The 24,679-nt window shown below is 41.5% G+C and carries 23 protein-coding genes; all 23 read left to right on the top strand.

What is annotated here, in order from left to right; genetic code table 11:
• Positions 1–130 precede the first annotated feature (130 nt).
• A complete protein-coding gene (locus tag CTN07_RS06710) occupies positions 131–880 on the top strand; it encodes a hypothetical protein (protein ID WP_232282466.1) in 750 nt (249 codons plus the stop codon).
• A gap of 134 nt (positions 881–1,014) precedes the next feature.
• Complete coding sequence (locus tag CTN07_RS06705) at positions 1,015–1,344, top strand: hypothetical protein (RefSeq protein ID WP_036764736.1); 330 nt, start codon at positions 1,015–1,017, stop codon at positions 1,342–1,344.
• Positions 1,345–1,858: 514 nt separating this feature from the next.
• Entirely contained in the window at positions 1,859–3,799 is a 1,941-nt protein-coding gene (gene csrD, locus CTN07_RS06700; protein WP_005303593.1) for an RNase E specificity factor CsrD, read from the top strand.
• Between the two features lie 164 nt (positions 3,800–3,963).
• Positions 3,964–5,415 (top strand): PilN domain-containing protein, encoded by a 1,452-nt coding sequence (locus CTN07_RS06695; protein ID WP_005303596.1) that lies wholly within the window; start codon positions 3,964–3,966, stop codon positions 5,413–5,415.
• Complete coding sequence (locus CTN07_RS06690) at positions 5,412–6,047, top strand: type IV pilus inner membrane component PilO (protein WP_005303599.1); 636 nt, start codon at positions 5,412–5,414, stop codon at positions 6,045–6,047. Before CTN07_RS06695 ends, CTN07_RS06690 begins: the two co-directional genes overlap by 4 nt.
• A complete protein-coding gene (locus tag CTN07_RS06685; RefSeq protein ID WP_036764739.1) occupies positions 6,040–6,363 on the top strand; it encodes a hypothetical protein in 324 nt (107 codons plus the stop codon). Before CTN07_RS06690 ends, CTN07_RS06685 begins: the two co-directional genes overlap by 8 nt.
• Before the next feature lie 13 nt (positions 6,364–6,376).
• A complete protein-coding gene (gene mshL / locus CTN07_RS06680) occupies positions 6,377–8,074 on the top strand; it encodes a pilus (MSHA type) biogenesis protein MshL (protein WP_005303602.1) in 1,698 nt (565 codons plus the stop codon).
• 3 nt (positions 8,075–8,077) lie between these two features.
• Positions 8,078–8,926, top strand: a complete 849-nt coding sequence (locus CTN07_RS06675) for an ExeA family protein (RefSeq protein ID WP_005303605.1) — start codon at positions 8,078–8,080, stop codon at positions 8,924–8,926.
• Positions 8,923–10,089 (top strand): tetratricopeptide repeat protein, encoded by a 1,167-nt coding sequence (locus CTN07_RS06670; RefSeq protein ID WP_005303608.1) that lies wholly within the window; start codon positions 8,923–8,925, stop codon positions 10,087–10,089. The genes CTN07_RS06675 and CTN07_RS06670 overlap by 4 nt, the downstream gene beginning before the upstream one ends.
• Before the next feature lie 4 nt (positions 10,090–10,093).
• Positions 10,094–11,809 carry a GspE/PulE family protein gene (locus CTN07_RS06665; protein ID WP_005303611.1) on the top strand — a complete coding sequence of 572 codons (1,716 nt, stop codon included), beginning with the start codon at positions 10,094–10,096 and terminating at the stop codon, positions 11,807–11,809.
• A 9-nt stretch (positions 11,810–11,818) separates the two neighbouring features.
• On the top strand, positions 11,819–13,036 hold the full coding sequence (locus tag CTN07_RS06660) for a type II secretion system F family protein (RefSeq protein WP_005303613.1): 1,218 nt from the start codon (positions 11,819–11,821) through the stop codon (positions 13,034–13,036).
• Positions 13,026–13,496 carry a hypothetical protein gene (locus tag CTN07_RS06655; protein WP_036764742.1) on the top strand — a complete coding sequence of 157 codons (471 nt, stop codon included), beginning with the start codon at positions 13,026–13,028 and terminating at the stop codon, positions 13,494–13,496. Before CTN07_RS06660 ends, CTN07_RS06655 begins: the two co-directional genes overlap by 11 nt.
• 28 nt (positions 13,497–13,524) lie before the next feature.
• Positions 13,525–14,127 carry a prepilin-type N-terminal cleavage/methylation domain-containing protein gene (locus tag CTN07_RS06650; protein WP_005303615.1) on the top strand — a complete coding sequence of 201 codons (603 nt, stop codon included), beginning with the start codon at positions 13,525–13,527 and terminating at the stop codon, positions 14,125–14,127.
• 23 nt (positions 14,128–14,150) lie between these two features.
• On the top strand, positions 14,151–14,636 hold the full coding sequence (locus CTN07_RS06645; protein WP_005303618.1) for a prepilin-type N-terminal cleavage/methylation domain-containing protein: 486 nt from the start codon (positions 14,151–14,153) through the stop codon (positions 14,634–14,636).
• Between the two features lie 88 nt (positions 14,637–14,724).
• On the top strand, positions 14,725–15,228 hold the full coding sequence (locus CTN07_RS06640) for a prepilin-type N-terminal cleavage/methylation domain-containing protein (RefSeq protein WP_036764744.1): 504 nt from the start codon (positions 14,725–14,727) through the stop codon (positions 15,226–15,228).
• On the top strand, positions 15,218–15,874 hold the full coding sequence (locus CTN07_RS06635; protein WP_005303622.1) for a type IV pilus modification PilV family protein: 657 nt from the start codon (positions 15,218–15,220) through the stop codon (positions 15,872–15,874). Before CTN07_RS06640 ends, CTN07_RS06635 begins: the two co-directional genes overlap by 11 nt.
• A complete protein-coding gene (locus CTN07_RS06630) occupies positions 15,874–16,599 on the top strand; it encodes a PulJ/GspJ family protein (RefSeq protein ID WP_005303624.1) in 726 nt (241 codons plus the stop codon). Before CTN07_RS06635 ends, CTN07_RS06630 begins: the two co-directional genes overlap by 1 nt.
• Complete coding sequence (locus CTN07_RS06625; RefSeq protein WP_036764746.1) at positions 16,589–17,014, top strand: hypothetical protein; 426 nt, start codon at positions 16,589–16,591, stop codon at positions 17,012–17,014. The genes CTN07_RS06630 and CTN07_RS06625 overlap by 11 nt, the downstream gene beginning before the upstream one ends.
• Positions 16,951–21,135, top strand: a complete 4,185-nt coding sequence (locus CTN07_RS06620; protein ID WP_005303627.1) for a DUF6701 domain-containing protein — start codon at positions 16,951–16,953, stop codon at positions 21,133–21,135. Before CTN07_RS06625 ends, CTN07_RS06620 begins: the two co-directional genes overlap by 64 nt.
• A gap of 359 nt (positions 21,136–21,494) precedes the next feature.
• Complete coding sequence (mreB, locus tag CTN07_RS06615; RefSeq protein ID WP_005303629.1) at positions 21,495–22,538, top strand: rod shape-determining protein MreB; 1,044 nt, start codon at positions 21,495–21,497, stop codon at positions 22,536–22,538.
• 41 nt (positions 22,539–22,579) lie between these two features.
• Positions 22,580–23,542, top strand: a complete 963-nt coding sequence (gene mreC, locus CTN07_RS06610; protein ID WP_005303632.1) for a rod shape-determining protein MreC — start codon at positions 22,580–22,582, stop codon at positions 23,540–23,542.
• Positions 23,532–24,020 carry a rod shape-determining protein MreD gene (gene mreD / locus CTN07_RS06605; RefSeq protein ID WP_036764751.1) on the top strand — a complete coding sequence of 163 codons (489 nt, stop codon included), beginning with the start codon at positions 23,532–23,534 and terminating at the stop codon, positions 24,018–24,020. Before mreC ends, mreD begins: the two co-directional genes overlap by 11 nt.
• Positions 24,021–24,090: 70 nt before the next feature.
• Positions 24,091–24,672: a Maf family protein gene (locus tag CTN07_RS06600; RefSeq protein ID WP_005303635.1), complete on the top strand. Its 582-nt coding sequence runs from the start codon at positions 24,091–24,093 to the stop codon at positions 24,670–24,672.
• Positions 24,673–24,679 lie beyond the last annotated feature (7 nt).

Genomic DNA, 24,679 nt, shown 5'->3' with positions numbered 1-24,679 from the left:
TTCTCAACGAGTGGCATTTTTACTATGCGTTGAGTTTAGTGATTCAGGTGGTATGCGGCGGCCATCGGTATTGCGTTGCTCACACTTTAACAGGGTGTTATGTGTCCAGTCAGACGTCGGAGAAAGTTCATTGTCTTGGGTTGTAAAAATAAATTGGTTATGTTTTTTTGTTGGAATTCCGTACTTAGTGTCAATGGTTATTTATCCATTAACACAAGGTGACTGGGGGCATGTCCATGCTGTTTGGTACACTTGGCAATCTTTTAACACTGGTATTTTAGCCTTTATCGCTAGTGTTTTTGCTTTGAATGCAGTTATGTATACCGAAGAAAAAAGGCGACAGAGAAACTTCATTGCTGCAAAGGCTTTTCTTCCTCAAGCTCTCTCCGAATTGTGCTCTTACTTTGAGAAAAGCTCCAAATTGGTAAATGAGGCTTGGGATCGAGCAAAAGACAAAAGTGATCACTGTAAAACACCATTAAAAGAGAATTGCCCTGAGTTACCAGTTGGATACCAACAAGTCTTTAAAGACTGCATTTCTGAAGCATCTCCGGAGGTTGCCGAACATTTAGCATATATATTAGTCAGGTTACAGATCCATCATTCGAGAATGGAGCTGTTAGCTAAAAGTTTTTCCGCAGATAGCCATACGATTCAGGATCCCTTAAATTTGATGGCACAAGTATTTGCTTTAGCGGAGCTACAAGGACTCGTGAACCAACTCTTTAAATTTTCTAGAGGTACGGCTCCCTTTGACAACAAGCCATTGGGCGTAGATAACTTTTATTCATGCTACGATAACTGGGGTGTTGAAATTGATGAAAATGATGATCTAAAAGGCTTTACAGAGATAAATCACAGTAAACGTTGGAACACATAACAAACTATTTAAGAGTGATTCGCAACGCGTGGTATTTTTCTATGCGTTGCGTTTAGTGTTTAAGGAGGCATACGGAAGCATCGGTATTGCGTTGCACACACCTTAACAAGGCGTTATAAAACAAGAGGGCGAACATGGAAAAGTCTGAATATGGTAAGTGGATTCATACTGCTTTTACTGGCGCAAGTTTTGCTTACTTTCTTACAGTTATTGATAAGGTTGACCTGATTGTTTCAAGCTACTCGTTAGCCTTTTCTACGTTGTCATTTGCTTTAGCATTAGCTTTAAACGCTATTTTTGCAATGGTTTACTATAGTTTCGACGCAGAACTGGATGTTACTGCAAAACTATCTAAATATTGGTTACTACGACGTTTTAACAGTTTGTCCCAGTGGTCGTTTATCCTTGCTGTGATTGGGTTGGTATATTTTGTCATTGAGCCAGTGGTGATAATTGTTTTATAACAAGAATTGATGGGTCTATGGCAAAAGCATCTCAATACTAGGTTTTACTTCAGACGAAAATGCAGATCGCATTCTATACAAAATTACTTGCTCTTACTTATCAAGCTAAATAGCGACAAAGGTGTTTTTAGATTTTGAACGGTGTGGCATTTTTGTAACCTTATTAGTAAACGTAATATTTATGGTGCTAAACTAACATTTGGGATGTTAGACTCCGCTCGCTATTTTTTGTAAAGTTTTGCCTTAAAAATAATGTAAAGGTTACAAAAAACGTTACATTTTATTGTTTTTATAAATGTAATTACATATATTTCAAAGGCTTGACTTGGTCGGTCGGTCGTTAAGGTCACCAGAACCATTCTAATCGAGCCTGTTAAAAGCGTTCAATATTAAGAAAGCAGCGTCTAACGCTGCTTTTTTTGTGATAAGGCTAGCTTGTTATTGCAAAAATGTTGCAGAGAGTGCAGTCAAATCCGCTATGATGAATCAAATCTTAAGTTAATCGAGATACTCAATGCGCAGAGCCTCAGGGATGAAGTTAAGCAATCGACTGGTTGCGTTTGTTACTGTAATTGTTTTAAGTGCCATTTTCGTTATTTTCATTGGGGGAGCACTTAGCTTTCGAACCCTTGGATTAAGTTACCAAGATCATTATCTGCAGGGAATTGTGGATGTGATTGAACAAGAGGTAAATGATGCCAGTGATGCTCATGGACAAAAACATTTAGCGCGCTGGTTACCTAAATTACTCCAAGCCAGTAACGTGATTGATTTAACGGTTGAGTACAATAACCAGACCTATTATCACTACACTCAACCCGATCCTTTAGCTGATCCCAATTTGCTTTATCGTACCCATTACACCTTAGGTAAAACGGGGAGCGTTATTGTTAATATTGCCTCTATTCCTCCCTATACCGAGTTAACCTATTCCATCGGGCCTATGTCATCGATAAGCCTCGCCATTTTAATCATTATTATTGGTCTTGTTCGCGGGGTTAATTGGTTAAGACGACAATTAACCGGATCTGAAATGCTTGAAGAGCGGGGACGAATGATCCTTGCTGGGCGAGTGGATCAATATGCTGAAGGAAAAGAGCAGGAGTGGCCAGGAACGGCAAGTTTAGCTTTAGATCAATTAATTGCTGAGTTAAAAGATGCCCGCCAAGAGCGAAGTCGATTTGATACTTTTATCCGTACCCACACTTTTTTGGATCAATTAACGGGGGCGGCTAACCGAGTACTTTTTGATAGCCGGTTGCAATCTATGGTGCAAGAGCCGGATAGCCAAGGTGTGGTGATATTAATTCGAATTGATGATTGGGATGAGTTGCAAAATGAGCGAGGAAAAGAGGTTGCTGATGAATTTATTCAAGATGTCGGCGTAGTACTTACTAACTTCTCACAACGATACCCGGATACATTATTGGCACGTTACTTTGATGCTGAATTTGCGATGTTAATTCCGCAGCAATCAGCAAAAGAAATTAAACTGTTTACCAACCAGATGCTTCATGCTTTAGAGCGTATTAAGCCAAGTGCTCCAATGGAGTTAGATAATTGGTTCCATATTGGTGTGACTTACTATCAAACTGGTGAGCGTCGTGGTCGTATCATGGATGAAGCGGATATGGCGTTACGCAGTGCTCAATTGCAACGTTGTAATAGTTGGTGCACCTTTAAAAAAGATCAGCAATTTGCCGAAGGACGTGGAAGTGTTCGTTGGCGCTCATTACTGGATGCCATTTTAAATCAGGGTGGGCCTTTGTTATTCCAGCAGGCCGTATTTATCGCTGACAAAGATCAAATATTACACCGTGAGTTATTGGCTCGAATTCAAGATGAAAATGGGATCTTAATGAAAGCCTCTGGATTTATCCCTGCGGTTAATATGGTCGGATTTAATGTTCGCTTTGACCGTAGTGTGGTAACCAAAGCTTTAGCCTTACTGCAAACTTTACCTGCTCAAGAAGCGCTCTCTGTTAATCTCAGTGTTGAAGCCTTGCTGGATAAAAACTTCTCGCGTTGGTTGCGTGATCAACTATTACAAACCCCAAGAACTGTGCTTAACCGTCTCTCTTTTGAAGTACCTGAAAGTCAGTTAGTAAAACATCTTGATGCCATGCGTCCTATTTTGCGAATGGTGGCAGGATTAGGTTGTCAGTTAGTTATCGATCAAGCCGGCAAAACGATTGTTAGTACTCACTACATAAAAGATATCAAAGCCGACTATATTAAGTTGCACCGAGGATTGGTACGCGATATTCATCAACGGCAAGAAAACCAACTGTTTGTTCGCAGTATGCTTGGTGCTTGTGAAATCACTAAAGCCAAATTAATTGCTGTTGGGGTTGAAAGTGATAAAGAGTGGCAAGTGCTTAAACAGTTGGGGGTTTATGGTGGTCAGGGGCGTCTTTTTGCGGCGGAATTATCGGTAAACCGAATAAAAAAGTGATCAATGGAATATCTATATAGATAACTGTTATATAAAATATCGTCAAATTGGTAAGTTATGTGCATCGTGTTTTATTTAAGGTAGAATGCGCTCTCGCCTCATAACAGTAAAAAGATTAGGCGATTATTCGTTTATATAAAGATCCGTTGGGACATTACACTTTTATGAATTTTGGTCGATGGTTTGGCAAAAGCACCGAGGGATGCTCTGCTTGTTTGGCAATATTTACTGATGAAGTTGCGTTACTTTATCAAAATTCCGAGCAGCAGTGGTGTGCCGATACTTATATTTTAGAGAAGAAAGAACAGTTAGAAAGTGCTCTAATCGCTCTAATTGAAAAGCATCATCTGCACAAGCAAAACCTCAAGCTCGCTCTTGGGCATGGCTTATTTAAAACATTACTTATTGATAAGCCTGATGTTCCTGAACAGGAATGGCCAACAGTTCTGCCTTTTTTAGTTAAAGACCTTTTAAATGAATCACCAATGGAAATATTGGCCGATGCATTTCCTGCTGCGACTAAAGACAGATTACAAGTGTTTGTTGCCAATAAACGCCAAGTTGAAACTATGGTACAAGCCTGCGCATTAAAAGGGTGCAAGGTGATATCCATTGGCGTTGAAGATGTGTTGTGGGGCCAATTCTCAAATTTAGAAGCGAATCAGCTTATTGTTCATTGTCGTCAAAATGAAGGACTGGCATTGAGCGCATTTAAGCAACAAGTACTCTGTTTTCAGCGTCAATTACGTGGCTTTTCTACTCCAATTGTAGCCTCAAACAATGAGCAAATAGATAACTTAACTTTGGAGTTACAGCGCTCATTAGACTTTTTAAGTACTCAATTTCGCGGCAGTACTATTTCTAAAATTATGGTTGCCTGTGATGGTGACGATAATTCGGTTTTAGCTCAACAATTAAAAGCTAACTTTAATCTTTTGGTTGAGCCTATTGTCGATCCAGATCCAATTATAAAAACAAATAGCTTACGTTTAGCTTGGGCGATGTTGACTCAGCATCTTCCTGTTTCTATTGAGCTTTATCGTGACGAGTTTCGCCCTAAAAAAGAGTGGTTAACACTGACCAATGTTGTTTTAGGTTGGACTATTTCTGCGGTGTTACTTGCGGCTATATGGGGTTGGAGCGCATGGAGCAATAAATTGGCTCAAGAGCAGTTGGCATTGCAGCAAGAAAAACTCGATGCCGAGCAAGCAAAGATTGAGGCAATTAAAGCTGAACTTGCTTTGAAGATCCCAAGTCCTGCAAAAGTGACATTTGAAAGTGAACTTGAGCAGAAAATAGCAAAAACGCAAGCAACACTTAAAGCGATTGCTAATCATGACGATAGTCTAAAAGTGGGGTATTCCAGTATGTTGCAGCAACTTGCTGATGCTGCAAATGGTAATATCCAACTGCTTAATATTCATGTGGAAGGAAAGAATTTAAATCTGTCTGGGATTGCTCGTCAACCTAGTTCTGTGCCGCAATGGTTAAAAGAATTTGGGCAATATTCTTCATTGAATCAGCGTCAATTTGAGTCGATGAAACTGGGCCGTAATGAACAAAAGCAAGTGACGTTTAGCCTAACAGCAAAACGGGAAGAGAAGGTTAATCCATGATTCAGTGGCAGCAATTAGATCAAAAATTTGCGGCGTTAAGTCTGCGAGAAAAATGGCTGATTACAGGTTGTGGTTTTGTCGCGATTTTTTTCGTTGGTATTTTTACGTTTATTCAACCTTTGATGGCTGATGCTGATAGTGCGCACTTATCCACGCTTGATGTGAAAAATCAGGTTATCACAGCAAATAATCAAGTCATTGTTTTAAATAATAAATTAAAGGAAGATCCCGATGCGAAAATTAATGTGAATATCGCTAAATTACAGCATCAGGAAACACAGTTAAAGCTCGAACTGGATAAGAAGATAGACAGTTTAATAACGCCACAACAAATGCCCGCTTTGCTTGAACATGTTTTACAGCAAAGTGCCAGTTTGCATTTAGTGAGTATGGAGTCATTGTCACCGATTCAATTAACTGCAGGCAAAGATGTAGGGTATTACATTCATCCAGTACGTTTGACTTTTACTGGGCGCTATTTTGATGTTATTGGCTATTTGGCTCAACTTGAAGCGCTTCCTGTGAAATATTACTGGCGCTTTTTAGACTATCGCGTAGAGAAATATCCTGAAGCAACGATCAGTTTAGAGGTGTATACCTTAGGTGAAAGTAAGGACTTTATTGGTGGCTAAATATTTATTGCTAGTACTTGGTTTTCTTATGGGTGGATCTGTTTTTGCAGCACAAGATCCAACAGCCCCACTGGGATGGCAAGCTCCAACACAAAAAAGTCGGACGCAAAAGGTGTATAAGCCCGTACTACAAAGTGTGTTATGTGATGAATATAGCCGTTGTAGTGCGATCATAAATGGCCGTAATGTTTCTGTTGGCCAAAGCGTGAGTGGCTATAGAGTTATAAAAATTTATCCAGATTCTGTTGTGGTATCGCGTGGTGGTAAGCAGTCGCGCTTAGCATTATTTGCAGACAATATAACAATAAAATATTGAGGGAATGGTTAATATGCGTCGAGTCGCTGTAGGTTTAGCTATTGCGTCACTGGTTGGTTGTTCAACCAATATGGGGCACCGCGATCCTGTTGAAATAAAACAAGCATTAAATCAGGCAGTTAATGATGCTAACAATACATCATTAACGGATCTTCCTGAAGGGGTAAGTGCGGATCTAATGCCGAATATGGATCCTATGTCAGGATCTTCTATCGTACCATCGCACGTGGTAGAAAAGCGTTTTCAAGTGAATGCTCGTAATGTTGAAGCGAAAGCGTTTTTCACCAGCCTTGTGAAAGGTACGCCATTTAATATGGTGATTGCACCGAATGTGTCAGGTCGAATAACACTAAAATTAAAAGATGTAACGTTAAGTGAAGTCTTAAAAGTGGTCTCTGATATGTACGGTTATGAGATCACGCGTGCTGATAATATCATTCAGGTCTTTCCTGCCACATTACGTACTGAAATCATTCCAGTTGATTATTTGCAATTGCAGCGTCGTGGGGTTTCCTTAACCTCGATCACAACAGGCTCTGTGAGTGATAACGATTCATCTAATGGTTCTAGCAATAGCAACAATAATAATGATGACAATAATGACAGTGATAGTAATGGTAATAACCTAAGTTCAGGTGATAGTACTACTACTGGCGGCACCACCATCGAAACAACCTCTAAGAGTGATTTCTGGGGACAGTTGCAAAAAGCCGTTCAAGCTATGATTGGTGGTGCGGGAGATGGCCGTAGTGTTGTCGTTTCTCCACAAGCAAGCTTAATTTCTGTACGTGCGTATCCGAATGAATTACGTGAAGTGAAGAAGTTCCTTGGGATGTCTGAGCAGCGATTAAAGCGTCAGGTTATCTTAGAAGCTAAAATTCTTGAAGTAACGTTAAACGACAGTTACCAACAGGGTATTAACTGGGGCAATATTACTCGTAGTATTGGCAGTGGTGGCGTTACTATTGGTCAGCCTTCCGTGGTTAATCCTGTTACTGGGCTGATTAATACACTTCCTGGTGGTAACGATATTTCTGAGCTGCTTGGCGGTCAAACCAATATAACAATCACCGATGGCAACTTCAGTGCTGTGATGCGTTTTCTGTCGACTCAAGGTGATCTTAATGTGCTATCAAGCCCTCGCGTAACGGCGGCGAATAACCAAAAAGCGGTTATCAAAGTGGGTGGTGATGAGTACTTCGTCACTAACGTATCGAGCAGTAATGTTTCAGGTGATAACAGTACGGCAGCTCCAGATATTAATTTAACGCCGTTCTTCTCTGGCATTTCTCTTGATGTGACTCCGCAAATTGATGATCAAGGTGGTGTGTTACTGCATGTTCACCCAGCTGTGGTTGATGTAACAGATGAAGTGAAATCCATCGAGCTTGGCGATAAGTTTGGTACCTACCAATTACCACTGGCGAAAAGCTCTATTCGCGAATCTGACTCTATCATTCATGCTCATTCCGGTGATGTGGTGGTGATTGGTGGTTTGATGAAGACATCAACCCATGATCAAGTATCAAAAGTACCGTTACTTGGCGATATTCCCGGCCTTGGTAATCTGTTCCGTAATATCAATAAAGTGCAGCAAAAAACCGAGTTGGTGATTTTACTTAAGCCAACCGTTGTTGGTGAGCAAACTTGGAAGCAGCAGTTAGAGCGCTCCCAAAGTCTGCTTAATGAGTGGTTCCCAGAGAATAAATAAGTCATGTATCAGGCTTATTTTGGTTTCCATCAGGCACCTTTTGCTCTAACGCCAAATACGGAATTATTTCATGCGTTGCCACCCCATGTTGAAGCTATCCAAACCACATTGGCTGCTTTAACTATGGGGGAAGGGATCATTCATATTTCTGGTGAAGTTGGGACGGGTAAAACCTTAGTGTGTCGCATGCTCATTCAGCGTTTGCCCGCTCATTGTGATTTGGCCTACATCCCAACACCGCCGAAAGAGGGCGATGAACTTAAAATCGCATTGGCAATCGAGCTGGGGTTAGAGCCGCCAAAAGATCGTATCGCTTTAACGTCACAATTGCAGCATGAACTGATTCGAAGAAAAGAGCTAGGGCGTTCTGTTGTGGTGATATTAGATGAAGCTCAAGCGTTATCGGATGATTGTTTAGAGACAATTCGACTGCTTGGTAATCTGGAAACCGAATTTGAGAAACTGTTGCAGATTGTGCTGTTGAGTCAACCTGAGTTGGATCAGCGTTTGCAACAACATCACTTACGACAATTGCAGCAGCGCATAACGTTTCGAGCGCAACTGCGAGCTTTAGATTTGGCTGAAACTGTGGCTTATATTGAGCATCGTCTTTATCAGGCAGGATGTCGTCTACCACTGTTTTCTTTACCTCAATCTAAACTTATTTGGCAGGCCAGTAACGGTATTCCGCGCTTAATTAACCAGCTTTGTCATAAGGCGTTAATTGCAGCAAGCAGTAGCCAATTACAGATGGTTGGCCAACGTGAAATTCTAATGGCTATTCAAGACACACCTGGTGCGAGACAACCGCGATGGCTGTTTCCCGTTCCATGGGGGTGGAGTAAAGCATGAGTTCTATTAATAAAAAATTAGATGCTTTAGCACAAAAACAAGCGCTATCTAGTGATTTACCTCCGCTTAAGATGGCGAAAATAAAACCCGTTGCTCAATCGGTATGGCCATCTCGTATTGCCGTGGCTCTTTGCGCTATGGGGGTATTTGCTAGTGGTTGGATCATTCGTTCGTCTTATATTGATGCCGATGAGTCTGGTGCCGGGTTTCATGTTGTCACTCCAGCGGTTGCTGCGTCTAATCCGGTCTCTAATCATCAGGTGATGGTTAACGAAAAGAGTGACTCTCAGTCAGTACTTCACAGCCAAGAATTAAAAACTTCAAGTGAAGAAAATAACGAGATAACGACTGAGCATCGTTCTATATCTACTGAGGCAATTGTTCAAGTAGAAGAACCTAAAACCACACCGATTAAACTGAAACATCAAGCGTTAAAACCGGTAGTTGAAGAATATGACAGTGCACCTGAGCCAGAATTTGAACCTGAGCCAGAAGTACATATTGCTCAAGTTAGATCAGCGCCTCGTCATGTTATTGAAGAGAGTCATGAGCCTGAGCAATTGTCGATTAAAACTGTTACGTTAAATAATCGCCAGCTGGCTGATCTTGAATATAACCGAGCAGAAAAAGCACTAGCCCAAGCTGATAGTCAGCAAGCGATCATCAGTTTACAAAAAGCCGTTAAGTATCGACCAGACTGGATTGAAGCAAGACAAAAGCTAGCGGCCACCTTATATGGTCAAGGCAGTGTTCGTGGTGCCATCGCAACCTTGGAAGAGGGCTTGGAACTTGCACCTCAGCAGCCGGTATTGCGCTTAACGTTAGCGAAATTATTAGCACAAGAATCTCAGCCTGAAGCGGCACTGGCTATCTTAAATTCTGTACCCGCGAATGCGCCAATGCCTTATTTGGTGATGCGTGGTGCACTTGCTCAAGAAGTTAAAAATAACGCGATTGCTTTAAATTCTTATCAGCAACTGCTTAACCGTCAACCGCAAAATGGTCGCTGGTGGCTAGGCCTGGCTATTGCTGCAGAACGTAGCAATAACAAAGCCAAAGCAACCATGGCTTATCAGCAAGCATTGAAGTATGGCCATATTTCCCAGCAGTCAATTCAGTTTGCTCAGCAACGTTTAGCGTTATTAACAAAAACTCGAGGTTAAGTGTATGTCTCTGCGATTAAGAAAACGTCTTGGGGATCTTCTGGTTGAAGAGAACATTATTGCGCAAAGTGAGTTAGAACAAGCGCTGGCTGAACAACATAATACCGGGCGTAAGTTGGGTGATACGTTGATCAGTATGGGCTTTATCTCCGAGCAGCAGATGTTGGAATTCTTATCGCGTCAGTTAGGGATCCCGCTGGTTAACTTGAGCCGAATTAAGATCGATAGTGATGCGGTGTCGCTGCTATCAGAGGTTCATGCTCGTCGTTTACGTGCGTTAGCAATTGGTCGCAATGGCGATACCGTACGTGTAGCTATGAGTGATCCTGCCGATCTGACCGCACAGGAATCCGTTTACGATCAGCTTCATGGCTATCAAGTTGAGCTGGTGATTGCTTCTGAAACTCAACTGTTAGCAGCGTTTGATCGCTACTATCGCCGCACTAAAGAGATCGCCTCTTTTGCCGAGCAACTTAAAGCGGAACATCAGGTACAAAATCCCTTTTCTTTTGGTTTTGATGAAGCGGTTGATAATGATGAAGTTACAGTCGTTAAGCTGATCAATACGTTATTTGAAGATGCGATCCAAGTCGGGGCCTCTGATATTCATATTGAGCCAGATGAAGATGTCTTACGTATCCGTCAGCGTATTGATGGGGTATTACACGAAACGGTATTACAAGAGAAAAGTATTGCTTCAGCATTGGTGCTGCGTTTGAAGCTGATGAGCGGTCTGGATATTTCAGAAAAACGTCTGCCACAAGATGGACGCTTTAATATTAAAGTAAAGGAGCATTCCGTCGATATCCGTATATCAACCATGCCAGTACAGCACGGTGAATCGGTTGTAATGCGTCTATTGGATCAATCTGCTGGGATTTTAAGTCTTGAGCAGGTTGGTATGCCAGCAGAGATCCTAACTCGTTTCCGCCGTCAGCTTAAGCGTCTACACGGTATGATTTTAGTAACAGGCCCAACCGGTTCGGGTAAAACCACCACCTTATACGGCGCACTTAATGAACTAAACTTGCCGGGTAAAAAATTGATCACCGCAGAAGATCCGGTGGAATATCGTTTGCCTCGTGTTAACCAAGTTCAAGTCAATAGTAAGATTGGTCTGTCGTTTTCCTCGATTCTCCGTACGGTACTTCGTCAGGATCCCGATGTGATCTTAGTGGGTGAGATGCGTGACCATGAGACGGTTGAAATTGGTTTGCGTTCTGCTCTAACTGGCCACTTAGTTCTGTCGACACTGCACACCAATAATGCCATTGATAGTGCGCTTCGTATGATTGATATGGAAGCTCCTGGCTACTTAGTGGCAAGTGCAGTACGTGCGGTGCTCGCTCAGCGGTTGGTGCGTCGTATCTGTCCAGAATGCAAAGAGCCTGTTGCATTAGCACCTCAGCAGCAAGTGTGGTTGGAAAGTTGTTATCCGCAACTGAGTCAGCATACTTTTCATTATGGTCGAGGCTGTCAAAGCTGTAATTTCTCTGGCTACCGAGGTCGTATCGGTGTGTTTGAACTGCTTGAAATTGATATGCCGATGATGGATGCACTACGAGATAATAATGCGGTGCTATTTGGTCAGTTAGCGCGTAATAGTCAAAGTTATAAACCGTTGATTGAATCTGCGATGGAGCTGGCTATGGCCGGTACAACAAGTATTGATGAAGTGCTGATCTTAGGTGAAAGCGACAACGTTGATTTGGTGGTGTGAGTTTAGTTTATGGCGATGTTTCAATATAAAGGTCGTTATCAAGGGGCGATCCGACAAGGCAAAATAGAGGCTGCCAGCAGTGATGCCGCCGCTGATCTTTTGCTGCAACAAGGGATAATTCCACTCGATCTAAAGCCGTACTCAGAGTCTCCACTTAACTTCGACTTAATGGCGCTGTTTAAGGCTCCTTTGCCGCTAGAGATCTTGGTGATTTTCTGTCGTCAGCTCTATAGCTTAACCAAAGCTGGGATCCCATTACTGCGTGCGATTAAAGGTTTGGCACAAAGTACTAGCCATCCACTACTACGTGAAACTTTAGAAGCGGTCATTGCTGATTTAACCAATGGTAGTCCGTTATCGGTCTCGATGAAGCAACATCCACGGGTATTTACGCCACTGTTTGTTTCAATGATCAATGTGGGTGAAAACACGGGTCGTTTAGATAGCTCTTTGCTTCAGTTAGCCAATTATTATGAGCAGGAGATGGAAACCCGGCGCCAAATAGCTTCTGCCATGCGTTATCCCATGTTTGTTTTAACCTCGATTGGTTTGGCCATGGTGGTACTGAATATCAAAGTGATTCCACAGTTTGCTTCTATGTTTTCTCGATTTGGTATGGAGTTACCTCTGCCAACTCGAATTTTAATTGGCACCTCAAACTTCTTTGTACATTACTGGCCGTTATTACTAGGGGCTTCACTGGCCACTTGGATTGGATTACGAGTTTGGCGCAATACCGTCAAAGGACAAGAGACGTGGGATAACTGGCGTCTCAAAGTTCCGGTAACGGGCAGTATTGTGACTCGTGCTCAGATGGCCCGTTTTTCTCGTACATTTGCGTTAATGATTCGTGCTGGTGTTCCGCTTAATACCGCATTGCAAATGTCCGCCGAGGCATTGGGCAATCGCTATTTAGAGAACCGTTTGATTGAAATGAAAAGTGGCATTGAAGGGGGCGCAAGTATCGCGAGTACTGCGGTCAGTAGTGGTATTTTCCCTCCTTTAGTGTTGCAGATGATTGCCGTTGGTGAAGAGACCGGTCAAGTTGACGATCTCTTAATGGAAGTTGCCGATTTTTATGACCGCGAAGTGGACTATGATTTAAAGACACTAACCGCGCGTATTGAGCCCATTTTATTGTTAGTGGTTGCTGGCATGGTATTGCTGTTGGCATTAGGTATTTTCCTCCCGATGTGGGGTATGTTGGACTTGGCTCGTGGTGGTTAAAACTCGTCATTATTTATGGGTTCGCCGGAGTGTCACTGTTGCTTTAGTTTTGCTCGTTATCGCTATCATGATGATGTATTGGGCCAAAATTGAGCGCAGTGCTCGTGAGGCTCATTTGCACATGTTAGTTGGGCAGTTTCAAGAAAATGCGGCGCAACTGAAGCAGTATTGGGAACTCAACAATCGACCTCTGCAAACTATAATTGATGGATATTTAGTCCAATTTACAGAACGTGGCTGGCCTAAATTATCGTCAAATAGTGATAGTGGATGCCAAGAAATGTGGCAACTATTGGCTGGTAAGAAGGCAAATCTGAAATATTTAGCGTTAAAACGCAATGAGATTCATAATCGACTGAAATATGACACCTGCTATTACCTTGTTTCGCCAAATAAATGGCTAGGATTAGGTTACAGTAATGAGATATTATATGTCGGTAGTTTCAGCACAACAGAATGAAGTTCAATTTCTGTTATAGGACAGTGCAATGAATAAGCAGCAGGGTTTCTCGTTAATCGAGTTAGTCATTGTCATTATTGTGGTAGGTATTTTGGCTGCCACAGCAATGCCTCGGTTTTTAAATATTACTGAGCAAGCAAAGAAAGCCGCAGTAGAAGGTATGGCTGGTGGTTATGCAACCGCAGTGATTTCTGCTCGTGCTCAGTGGGAAGCATATGGCCGTCCAACGATGCAAGGTGTCAGTGGGGCGGTAAACAGTGTGGATTATGATGGTAGTGAGTTCTTACTAACTAAAGCGTCTAATCAAGATGGTGTTCGTATGGGTTACCCGTATGCATTATCTATTGATGGGAGTTCTAAGCCTTTTTCGGCTATGGCACCTCAAGATTGCGTCGACTTATTAGAGAATTTATTACAAAACCCGCCACGAGCATCGCTGGATCAACAGTCGATTCCGTCGGGTAATAACGTATTTTTTGTATCGATGTTGGGTTCAGGCAGTGAAAAAGCTTGCCGTTATTATCAAACAACATCGGCGAAAAATAGTAGTGGTATCGCGGATATCACTACAGGACATTATTTTACGTATACACCGGCAACCGGCCGCGTTGAAGTAAATATTAATAATTAAGTAAATTAATTGGAGTTGTTTTTATGAAACGTCAAGGCGGTTTTACGCTAATTGAATTAGTGGTTGTGATTGTAATCCTAGGTATTCTTGCAGTAACTGCAGCACCTAAGTTTATGAACCTACAAACAGATGCACGTAACGCGTCGCTACAAGGTCTAAAAGGTGCAATCCAAGGTGCAGCTGGTATTGTATATGGTAAAGCGGCTATTAATGGTATCGAAGCTAAAAATACAGCTACTGATTTAGATGTTGATGGTAAAACCATTAAAACCATTTATGGTTATCCAGTTGCAACTTCAGCAGCTCTTTCTGCTGTAGTTCAAGGTCTTGATAATAATGATGAATGGTTACCAGTGAATAATTCTCAAGGCGGCGAAGCCGCAGGTGATAGCATTTCTTACACTTTTGCAAATCAAGAGAAAAATGCATCTACAACAGTGTGCTCAGTAACTTATACTGCTGCTCAATCAGGTGCTGCTGCAACAGTTAAAGTTAACGATTGTAAATAATCAATTTCTTAGCGCTCTTCGGAGCGCTATTTAACCAAAATGTACCTGCTGGTGGATTTTGGTTAAATATCCAATCCCGAGGCTTACTATGAACCATCAGCGAGGCTTTACGCTCGTCGAGCTGATCGTTGTCATTATTCTTATTGGCATTATATCGGTTACAGCAGCATCGCGTTTTTCAGGGCGAAGTGGCTTTGATGCCTATATTACTCGCGATCAGGCGATATCTATTATGCGCCAAATTCAAATAGCAGCCATGCAAGGACAAGGCGTTAGCTCAAATAACCAAAATGTGACCAGTTCCTTGCTTGTTGTACCAAGTTGCTTAGGGGCGGCAAATATCTGCAGTCAGAGATTTCGCACGCAAACACCCGATGCGCTATGGCAACAAGATACACATACCAAGTTTTCTAGCTCCCAGAGTTTTATCACGTTCAATCTATTGGGTCAGCCAGTTTCTGCTCAAGGTGAACGTATCTGTACAAATAATGGCTGTGAGATAACGATTACGGCTAAAAATAAGCAAACAACTCATATCTGTATCAACAGCCAAGGTTATATATCAGCAGGAGTTTGTGCTAGTGAGTACTAACTTAAAATCTCGTGGTTTTACGTTAATAGAAGGGATTATCACGATAGTCTTGCTTGCTATTGCAATGATTACCTTAACCAGCTTTCTCTTTCCTCAGTTAGAGCGCTCTGCGATTCCTATGTATCAGGCCAAATCGGCCGCTATTGCTGATGCAGTTTTCAATGAAATATTATCGCGTCAATTTGATCAAAACTCCGATCCGCTGGGTGACAGTGTTTATCGTTGTGGTGAAGCTTATCCAGCTGCTGTTTCTGGTGCAATGACCTCCAATCTTTGTTCGAAAGAACTTGGGCCTGATGATGAGTTAGAAAAAGAGCAGCCTCAATATTCTAATGATGTGGATGATTTTATTGGTTGCTGGGGGGTACTAAGCCAGTGTGAGACTCATCAAGGTGTCGAGTATCGAGCTATTAAAGATAAAGAGAACAGCTTAGTTGGGTTAATTCCCGGTGTCTCTCAGTCTGAATACAAGCATATCGCCGTTATTGTTAACGTTAATTATGTCGATAATAGTCATGATCAATTTAAACTTGTTTCTGCTCCTAAAGCCGCCGCAGAATTAGTACCGCTTAAGCAGATTTCGGTCACGGTAGATGCAGGTCGTTATGGCTCGTATCAATATAAAGCGTTGCGAGGTAATTACTGATGAAGAAACTTCAGGGTTTTACCTTAATGGAGATGGTTATCGCAATGGTCATTCTTGCCATTATTATGGTCGGGATTGGCAGTTATATTGAAGCTGGCGTTAAAGGATATTCCAGTACTGTTGATCGTGAACGTTTACAATCTGAAGCTCGCTTTCTATTGGCTCGAATGACTAAAGATATTCGTCATGCTGCGCCAAATAGCCTTTCTGTATCTGATACATCAGGTTCGAAATGCTTAAGTTTTTATCCTATTGTAGGCTCTGCGGCTTATTACGATAATTTACCCAATAACAGTCATAGCTTAAATATCTCAACGTTTGATGATGCTAAAAAGTGGAATAGTAGTGACAAAATAGCGGTTGGATTTATTGATCCTCAACAATACGAAAAATCAGATATTAATTTTGTGGCTCTTTCTGACGACAAAGATAATTTATGGTCTTTAACTGTATCATCACCGATTACCACCTCATCTCCGGCGAACCGATTATATCTGTATAAAAATAAGATCAGCTATTGTTTACTTAATTCAACAATAGTACGAATGACGGATAATAAAACACCAATTGTAATGGCTCAGAATGTTAGCCAGTTTAAACCTGGGGTTGAAGTAGCTGGGTTAAGTAGTAATGCGATCGCTTTGATCGGATTGCAGTTTAAAGATCCAAGCTCACAAGAAGTTGCTAATTATAATCACAGTGTGCAGGTGCTTAATGCGTTATAACAGTATTCGAGCCCAACGAGGCAGCGGTATTATGATTGCACTCTTTGTCATTATTGTGATGGGACTGATGGCGGCCGCTATGACTAAAATAGGCTGGTCGAGTCAAAATACCACAACCAAAGAAGTGTTAGCAGAACGTGCATGGCTAACTGCTCACTCAGCCAATGAGGTTTTACTGACACAAATATTTCCTCTAGGACAGCCTCACAACAGTGATGAAACAGCATGTAAAGCATTATTGTTTAAACCTCAAGATTGGTTTAACTGTGAAGCTAAAGTGAGTTGCGAAAGTCGAAAGATCTTGCATGATCATCAACAAATTACCGAATATAAATTAAGTAGTACAGCGACATGTGGCAGCAAAAATATAACAATGACACGTACACAAGAAGTATGGGCGCGAGGGGTAAAATAATGCGTATTTATTTATTAATATTCGCCATTTTATCTTGTTTGTTTTTGCGAACGGCAATGGCGTCAACATCTCAGCAATTTGAGTTTGGTACAATATCAGGACCTTGTGTTGATTATTCTTGCGACATAAACTTTAAGAATAATTATAATGATCCTCTTATTTTCTTGATGCCTTCATTTGCTGATGGTCATTGGAATGATGCTCCTTCAACACTAAGAGTGATTAGCGCTAATGGTGGGGTTGGTGGTAAAGCTCGTATTCGTCAATATTTTGCACCTTATAATCATAATGACTTAATCTTATTAGATCCTGGTCACTGTAATAGGGCTAATTGGTGTTTAACCAAGCAACCGATGACGAATATTAGTTATTTTGTTATTGAAAATGGAGCTGATATCAACCTAGGTAGTAAAGGTCGAATAATAGCTAAAAGTATATCAACGAATAAATATTTGAGATATAAACAAACGGCTTCTAAAAACAATAGTGAAGAAATAAACACTAAAGATTTAATTGGTAAAAATCAGTTAGAAAATTTTGGTGTAATAGTTGAGTCTCAAGCTGTAAATAATATATCAGAACAACTTCCACCCAATGGTATATTTGAAAATCAATATGTTATTGACAAGATTTTAGATTATCCTTTCTATATAAAAGAAAACTATACAAATCGATGGTATACTCCTGCAGTTATTAAAAATAGTAATAGTTTTTATTTGGCATTGGACCGTGGTGAGACCGTTATTAATGGTGATTACTACAATAATTATAATTATTATCAAAAAGTTGGTTATTTATTAGTAACTGGAGCTGGACAATATAAAGGCTTATTGTTTTCTTTGGGCCATGGTTCAACTCCAAACACTTTAGGTCAGAATAAAGATTATAAAGGATTTAAAAATGTAACTTTGCCTTCAGAAAGACAATGTGGGGAAGTAACCGAAGTTCCCCATAGTAGTCAATTTAAGGGGCTTCCTTTTATTTTGGCATCAAAAAATAGTAGAAATGGTTCTGATGGTGGTATTTTTCGATTATGTAGGCTTAAGCAAGAAAGTCGCAATTCTGATGATATTGAGGTGAGTTTTGTTACTGATGAGGATTTAAATGAACCTCGAAGAGGTAAGACTAATGAATCATGCGGGGGACAAGATTGCATTGAACGACGTCATGCTAATGAAAGTTTTGGATTTATGGCATTTCAACAAGCGGTGGATTCTGAAACATGTGAATTATTTCCGGGACCAGCTCAATCATGGGATAAATATGATAGTGAATTAGAAGGCAATCATAATGTTTCTATTATTGGATCACCTGTTATTAATGGTAGTTATCACTTAGGCTTTACAGAAATTGATAATGAATCAGGTGGTAACAATCAGTTTTGTAATGGAAAAGAATGTTTTCCTGCTCAAGGATATACTCATTTATATGCTAAAAAAGCGATTTTAGATACTTGGCCTGGTATTGATGATGGTTATTTCTCTCTATCATCAATCTCCTCTTCAAAAAAGGAATATTGGTTTCAAACGTTAAGTTTGGAGGGAAATAAAGTTGCTAAGTTTCCGAATGGTACAATAATACATACCAGAGATTTAAGTGTTGGTAGTAATTCTTGGTTATCTTCGCAATCTGAAAATCCTGATGATCTAATCATTTATGTTCATGGCGAGAGTGGGCCATGGAAACGTGATTTTATTGATATGACAAAAGGTGCTCAAGTTCACGCTTTAATCTATTCAGAAAGAGATCTTAAAATGTCTTATGGTAATGGTAACAATGAAACTACTCGCTTAGTGGGTTCTATTACTGCTCCAGATATTGAAATGGTTGGTAAAAAAGATGGGAATTATAATCTTAAAAGCGAAATTATAGGCCAAAGTTCCTGTTTTGAATCAGAGCCAAACTACAGCTTAACTATTACACCAAAAATCAAAACAAATACCCTGTGTGATGATCAACCTATAACCTTTAACGTCCAAGCATCAGACGGTAGTTCATCAAATTATACAGGTAAAATCCACGTTACTATTTCTTCTCGATTTGGTGGTCAATGGGCTGGAAATGCTAATTTTACGAATGCCATAAAATTTAGTGAAAATACTTCTTTTGATTTGGATGTTGCTAATAACCAAGCTAAGTTTTGGCTTCGAGCAAATGATGCTGAAAAAATCACGGTTTCAGGCTCCATTGATAGAATGGAAGGGGCCGCTCCCATTGGTGAGTATTCTTTTATTCCCGGCGGATTTAAAATAACACCGCAAAGTGCCAATATCATTGCGGGTAAACCTTTTAGCGCTACTATTACCGCCGTTGCTTGCCCGGCCAAAGGGAAAGAAAAACCAATCTCAATGTATGATGGTGAGAAAACATTAGATTTTTCAACACAATACCAAAGTCCTAAAACGGGTAATGTTGCCGTTAATATTTTACGTGATAATTCTCAGTTTACTACTTCTGCCACTATTAGGTTTAACAAAGGTGAGAGTGAGCCTCTAACTTTACAATACAGTGATGCGGGTAGTTTAATTTGGAATGTTACTGATCCTAATTGTACGACAGAGTCGTGTCTATTAACGGATGGAAAAAACCGACAAGCTCAAGAATTGAAGCGATTATTACCTGACGGTCTTAAAGGATCGATGACTATCAACTCCCGCCCTTGGACTTTTGCAATTTGTCCAGCGCAAGGTAAGAACATTGATGGAACGGCACTTGGCGGTCAACCTTTAGCAGCTGCTGGAGATTATTTTTATTTGCATGTAAGGCCTGTTGTATGGCAGCAAGGTGGCTCTGAGTCAGATCCTATTTCAACAACAGCATATAATTTATGTAGTGCAGCCATTACACCGAATTTCTTTAAATCGGATGCGCCAAGGTTAAATGTAAATATCTCTCTTAATGAAAAACAGCCAGTTTCTCCGGTTGGAGGGGATTATGGCCAATTGTCTGGGAATTTACAGGCCAATAATCATACGGGTAATGATTATTTAAATTATCGTCTGACATGGTCAGAAGTTGGCAGTGTGCCTCTTAAAGCCAGCGGTCAAAGTGATTATTTAGGTATGACGATTAACTCAGGGTATCGATCTGCAGGGCGAATTTATCCAGCCTTTTTCGGCTCTACTCATAATGAACTGACACCAGCAATGGGATCCTTTACTTATATGGGACAACCATTCCCAGTACATTGGGTGGTGAATGCTTTTAATCGACAGGGAAAAGCCGTCGGCAATTATGATAAGTTTGCGCCAAAGTTAACGGCTAAATTTGCTTTTGATATTAAAAATAGTGGGAGTAACAGTGAAGAGCGATTGTTACTTCAGCAGCCATTACCGCAGACATGGTCTCACAATGGTGAAAATCATCATTCCTATATGAGTTATCAATCAGACGTTACTTTTGCTCGTCAGGGGTTTCAGGCACTTGATAAAGTAACAACACCGGGTGGACCGTATAACTCATGGCAATTATGGCTAACCATCACTAACCCAAATGCAGGACGTCCAGCTCAAGATCCTCGTCGACTGACGCCAGAGCTTTGCAATCCTAATGACGGGTGTTCAGATCCTGATTTATCTAAAATGACGGAATTACGGCTAGGTAATACCAATCCAATGCGCTATGGCCGCATGGTGCTCCAAGATGCCGCTGGTGATATTCGAGGCCCAGTAGCCATTCCACTTCGTGTTGAGTATTGGAATGGTGCTGCTTTTGAAACCAATGCCGATGACTCAAGCTCACATTTTGATGGTCGAAATTACTGCAGTCAGATTTTGTATCCTCAACCTGATAAAAAGAACATTCCAAGCACATCAGGTACCGGTAATGTTGACCAAGGCGTTGCAAGCAATGAAAAGTTAGTGGCGTATCCTGATGTTCCTGTTCTTGAGCCGTTTAAGCAGCAGGTACGTTTTTGGCAACGATTGTCAAATTCAACTGAACCCAAGGGAAACGGTATTTCATGTCGTGGTACATATACTTATCAGCCATGGCTCTCTTATAACTGGCGAAAAAAGGGCGATGAGGATCCATCTGCGATAGTGACATTTGGTGTGTATCAGGGAAATAAGCGTATTATTTATCGTGCTGAAGCGGGAGTTGCATCAAGTAACTATCAATAAAGTTCAGCACAAAATTGAGATCTCGTTATACTAGGTCGCGCTGATAGAAAATGAACGTTTTTATGGATACTTTGTCCTATAACTCGGTTCTTTGTCCTTCTCAGTGATGGACGTCAGTATTTGAGTAACCTTGAGTTGGTATGCGGGCAGATTAAGCAAGGTAATTAACCGCCCCGACCAATGATGAAAGGTAGAATTTTTCAGTTTAGAGAGCCGAATTCCCGCTCTCTGGACATTTTGACAAAGAAATTGCGGATCTTGTGGCAGGTTTGACAATCCTTGCCTTGTTTCAACTAACTCCACTTGATACATTTAGCGCAATTTACCGAATTTTGAGCTTGCAGGATTAGCCGAAGACTATGTTTAAAAAACTTCGTGGCATGTTTTCTAATGACCTGTCTATTGACTTGGGTACAGCCAATACCCTTATTTATGTCAAAGGACAGGGCATCGTTCTTGATGAACCATCAGTAGTAGCAATTCGCCAGGACCGCGCCGGTGCAACAAAGAGTGTTGCGGCTGTTGGTCATGATGCAAAACAAATGCTAGGACGTACGCCTGGCAATATTGCTGCGATTCGTCCAATGAAAGATGGTGTAATTGCCGATTTCTACGTGACTGAAAAAATGCTACAGCACTTTATTAAGCAAGTGCACGACAACAGTATTTTACGCCCAAGCCCACGTGTGCTTGTTGCTGTTCCATGTGGTTCTACCCAGGTTGAGCGTCGTGCGATTCGTGAATCAGCTCAAGGTGCTGGTGCTCGTGAAGTTTATCTTATCGATGAACCAATGGCTGCAGCTATCGGTGCTGGTATGCCAGTATCTGAAGCAACAGGTTCTATGGTGATCGATATCGGTGGTGGTACAACAGAAGTTGCTGTTATCTCGCTTAATGGTGTTGTGTACTCATCATCTGTACGTATCGGTGGTGACCGTTTTGATGAAGCGATCATCAACTATGTACGTCGTAACTACGGCAGCCTAATCGGTGAAGCAACGGCTGAACGCATTAAGCATGAGATCGGTTCTGCTTATCCTGGTGATGAAGTTCGTGAAATTGAAGTTCGTGGTCGTAACCTAGCAGAAGGTGTGCCTCGTAGCTTTACTCTAAATTCAAATGAAATCTTAGAAGCACTGCAAGAGCCGCTAACTGGCATCGTTTCTGCAGTTATGGTTGCACTAGAGCAGTGTCCACCAGAGCTTGCTTCTGATATTTCTGAGCGTGGTATGGTACTAACCGGTGGTGGTGCACTATTACGCGATCTTGATCGTCTGCTAACAGAAGAAACAGGTATTCCTGTTGTTGTTGCCGAAGATCCTCTAACTTGTGTAGCTCGTGGTGGCGGTAAAGCCCTAGAAATGATTGATATGCATGGTGGCGACCTCTTCAGCGAGGAATAAATGCCAACCCTAGCGCACAAAAAAACAGGTGATAGTGTTAGATGAAACCTATTTTTGGCAGAGGCCCATCTCTGCAATTACGCCTGTTTCTTGCCATATTACTATCGGCTGGCTTGATGCTAGCCGATAGTCGTCTTGATGCCTTTGCAAATGTTCGTTACTTTTTAAACTCTGCAATAGCCCCGTTACAGTATGCCGCGAATCTGCCACGAGAGTTGCTTGATAGCATGTCAGGCCAATTTAGCTCTCGCCAAACCCTATTGGTAGAAAATAAAGCCCTAAAACGTGACTTGTTGGTGATGCAAAGTAACGTCTTATTGCTCGATCAATTAAAGCAAGAAAACAAGCGATTACGTGATTTACTCGGTTCTCCATTTGTGCGAGATGAGCGCAAGATGATTACCGAAGTTATGGCCGTTGATTCCGATCCGTACAGTCATCAGGTGATGATAGATAAAGGTCGCATCGATGGTGTGTATGAAGGTCAGCCTGTTATCAATGAAAACGGCGTTGTTGGTCAAGTCTCTTACGTTGGCGCACATAACAGCCGGGTATTGTTGTTGATTGACCCTATGCATGCCATTCCGGTTCAAGTGGTTCGTAATGATATTCGAGCAATTGCCTCTGGCACCGGACAGTCGAATGAAATTCAGCTTGAGCATGTTCCAAGTAGTACCGATATCCAAGTGGGCGATAAGCTAGTAACCTCAGGTCTCGGTGGTCGCTTCCCTGAAGGATATCCGGTTGGTTATGTAACGGAGTTTTCTTTTGATAACAAACGTCCGTTTGCACAAGTAAAAGCTCGTCCAAGTGTGAATTTTGATCGCTTACGATATCTACTCTTAGTATGGCCAACGCCTCAACATAAAGAGACAGACCAAGATGTGGCGGCATCAACTGTTATTCCAACCGTTGCAGCTCAAGTAGCATCGCCAAAAGTTGAGCCAATTCCAACAGAACCTAATAAGCCAAAAGCAAAAAAAGAGGTGACCAATGTCCACTAGTTATGCTCATGGCCGAATTTGGATTTGGATCTCTTTTATTCTGGCTCTGATCCTACAAACAGCACCTTGGCCGGGACCGTTTGAACCGTTTCGTCCTTCTTGGGTTATGTTAGTTGCCTTTTATTGGGTGCTGGCTTTGCCTCATCGAGTGAATGTAGGAACCGCGTTAATCGTTGGTTTGCTGTGGGACTTGATGTTGGGCTCTACGTTAGGTGTTCGAGGGTTGATGATGTCAATCCTGTGCTATATTGTGGCGCTTAACTTTCAAGTATTACGAAATTTGTCGTTGTGGCAGCAAGCGGTTATTGTGGCGCTACTTAGTGTTGCAGGTAAACTGATTGAGTTCTGGGCTGAATATTTAGTCTCAGATATTACATTCGAACCACAGCAGTTATGGGCCGTTGTCTTAAACTTTTTACTCTGGCCATGGCTGTTCTTGCTACTGCGTCGAGTTAGACGTAAATTGGCAATACGCTAGTTAACAGATTGAAATTTTAAAGGGGAAGCTGGTATTGGCTTCCCTTTTTGTTATTTAAGGAATTCTAACAATGTCATCAACCATTCAAGTCTACCTAGCATCAGGTTCACCTCGTCGACAAGAGCTATTAACTCAGTTGGGATACCAATTTGAACGTGCGGTTGTTGATGTAGAAGAGTGCCATCAAGCGGGTGAAACACCAGAGCAATATGTACAACGATTGGCAAAGGATAAAGCTTTGGCCGGAGTTGCTGTTACAGATGGTCACACTCCTGTGATTGGGTCCGATACTATTGTTGTGGTTGATGATACAATCCTTGAAAAGCCCATTGATTTTAATGATGCAAAACGGATGTTGGAGCTATTATCGGGTCGTAAACACCAAGTTATGACCGCGGTAACTGTTGCAACACAAGAACGCCAACAAACTCGCCTCGTTATCACTGATGTGTGGTTTAAAACTTTGTCTGACAACGAAATTAAAAATTATTGGCAAAGTGGAGAGCCACAAGATAAAGCGGGCAGTTATGGTATCCAAGGGATTGGCGGTAAGTTTATCGAACGAATTGATGGCAGTTATTATGCTGTGATGGGGCTACCTTTAGTGGAAACCGACATCATGGTGCAAGAATTTTTAAGTTTATCAAAATAGAGGCAAC

Origin of the sequence: Photobacterium damselae, assembly GCF_003026815.1 — a bacterium.
Taxonomy (GTDB): domain Bacteria; phylum Pseudomonadota; class Gammaproteobacteria; order Enterobacterales; family Vibrionaceae; genus Photobacterium; species Photobacterium damselae.
Note: the sequence above shows the minus strand (reverse complement) of the source record. Positions and strands in the feature narration are given on the sequence as shown.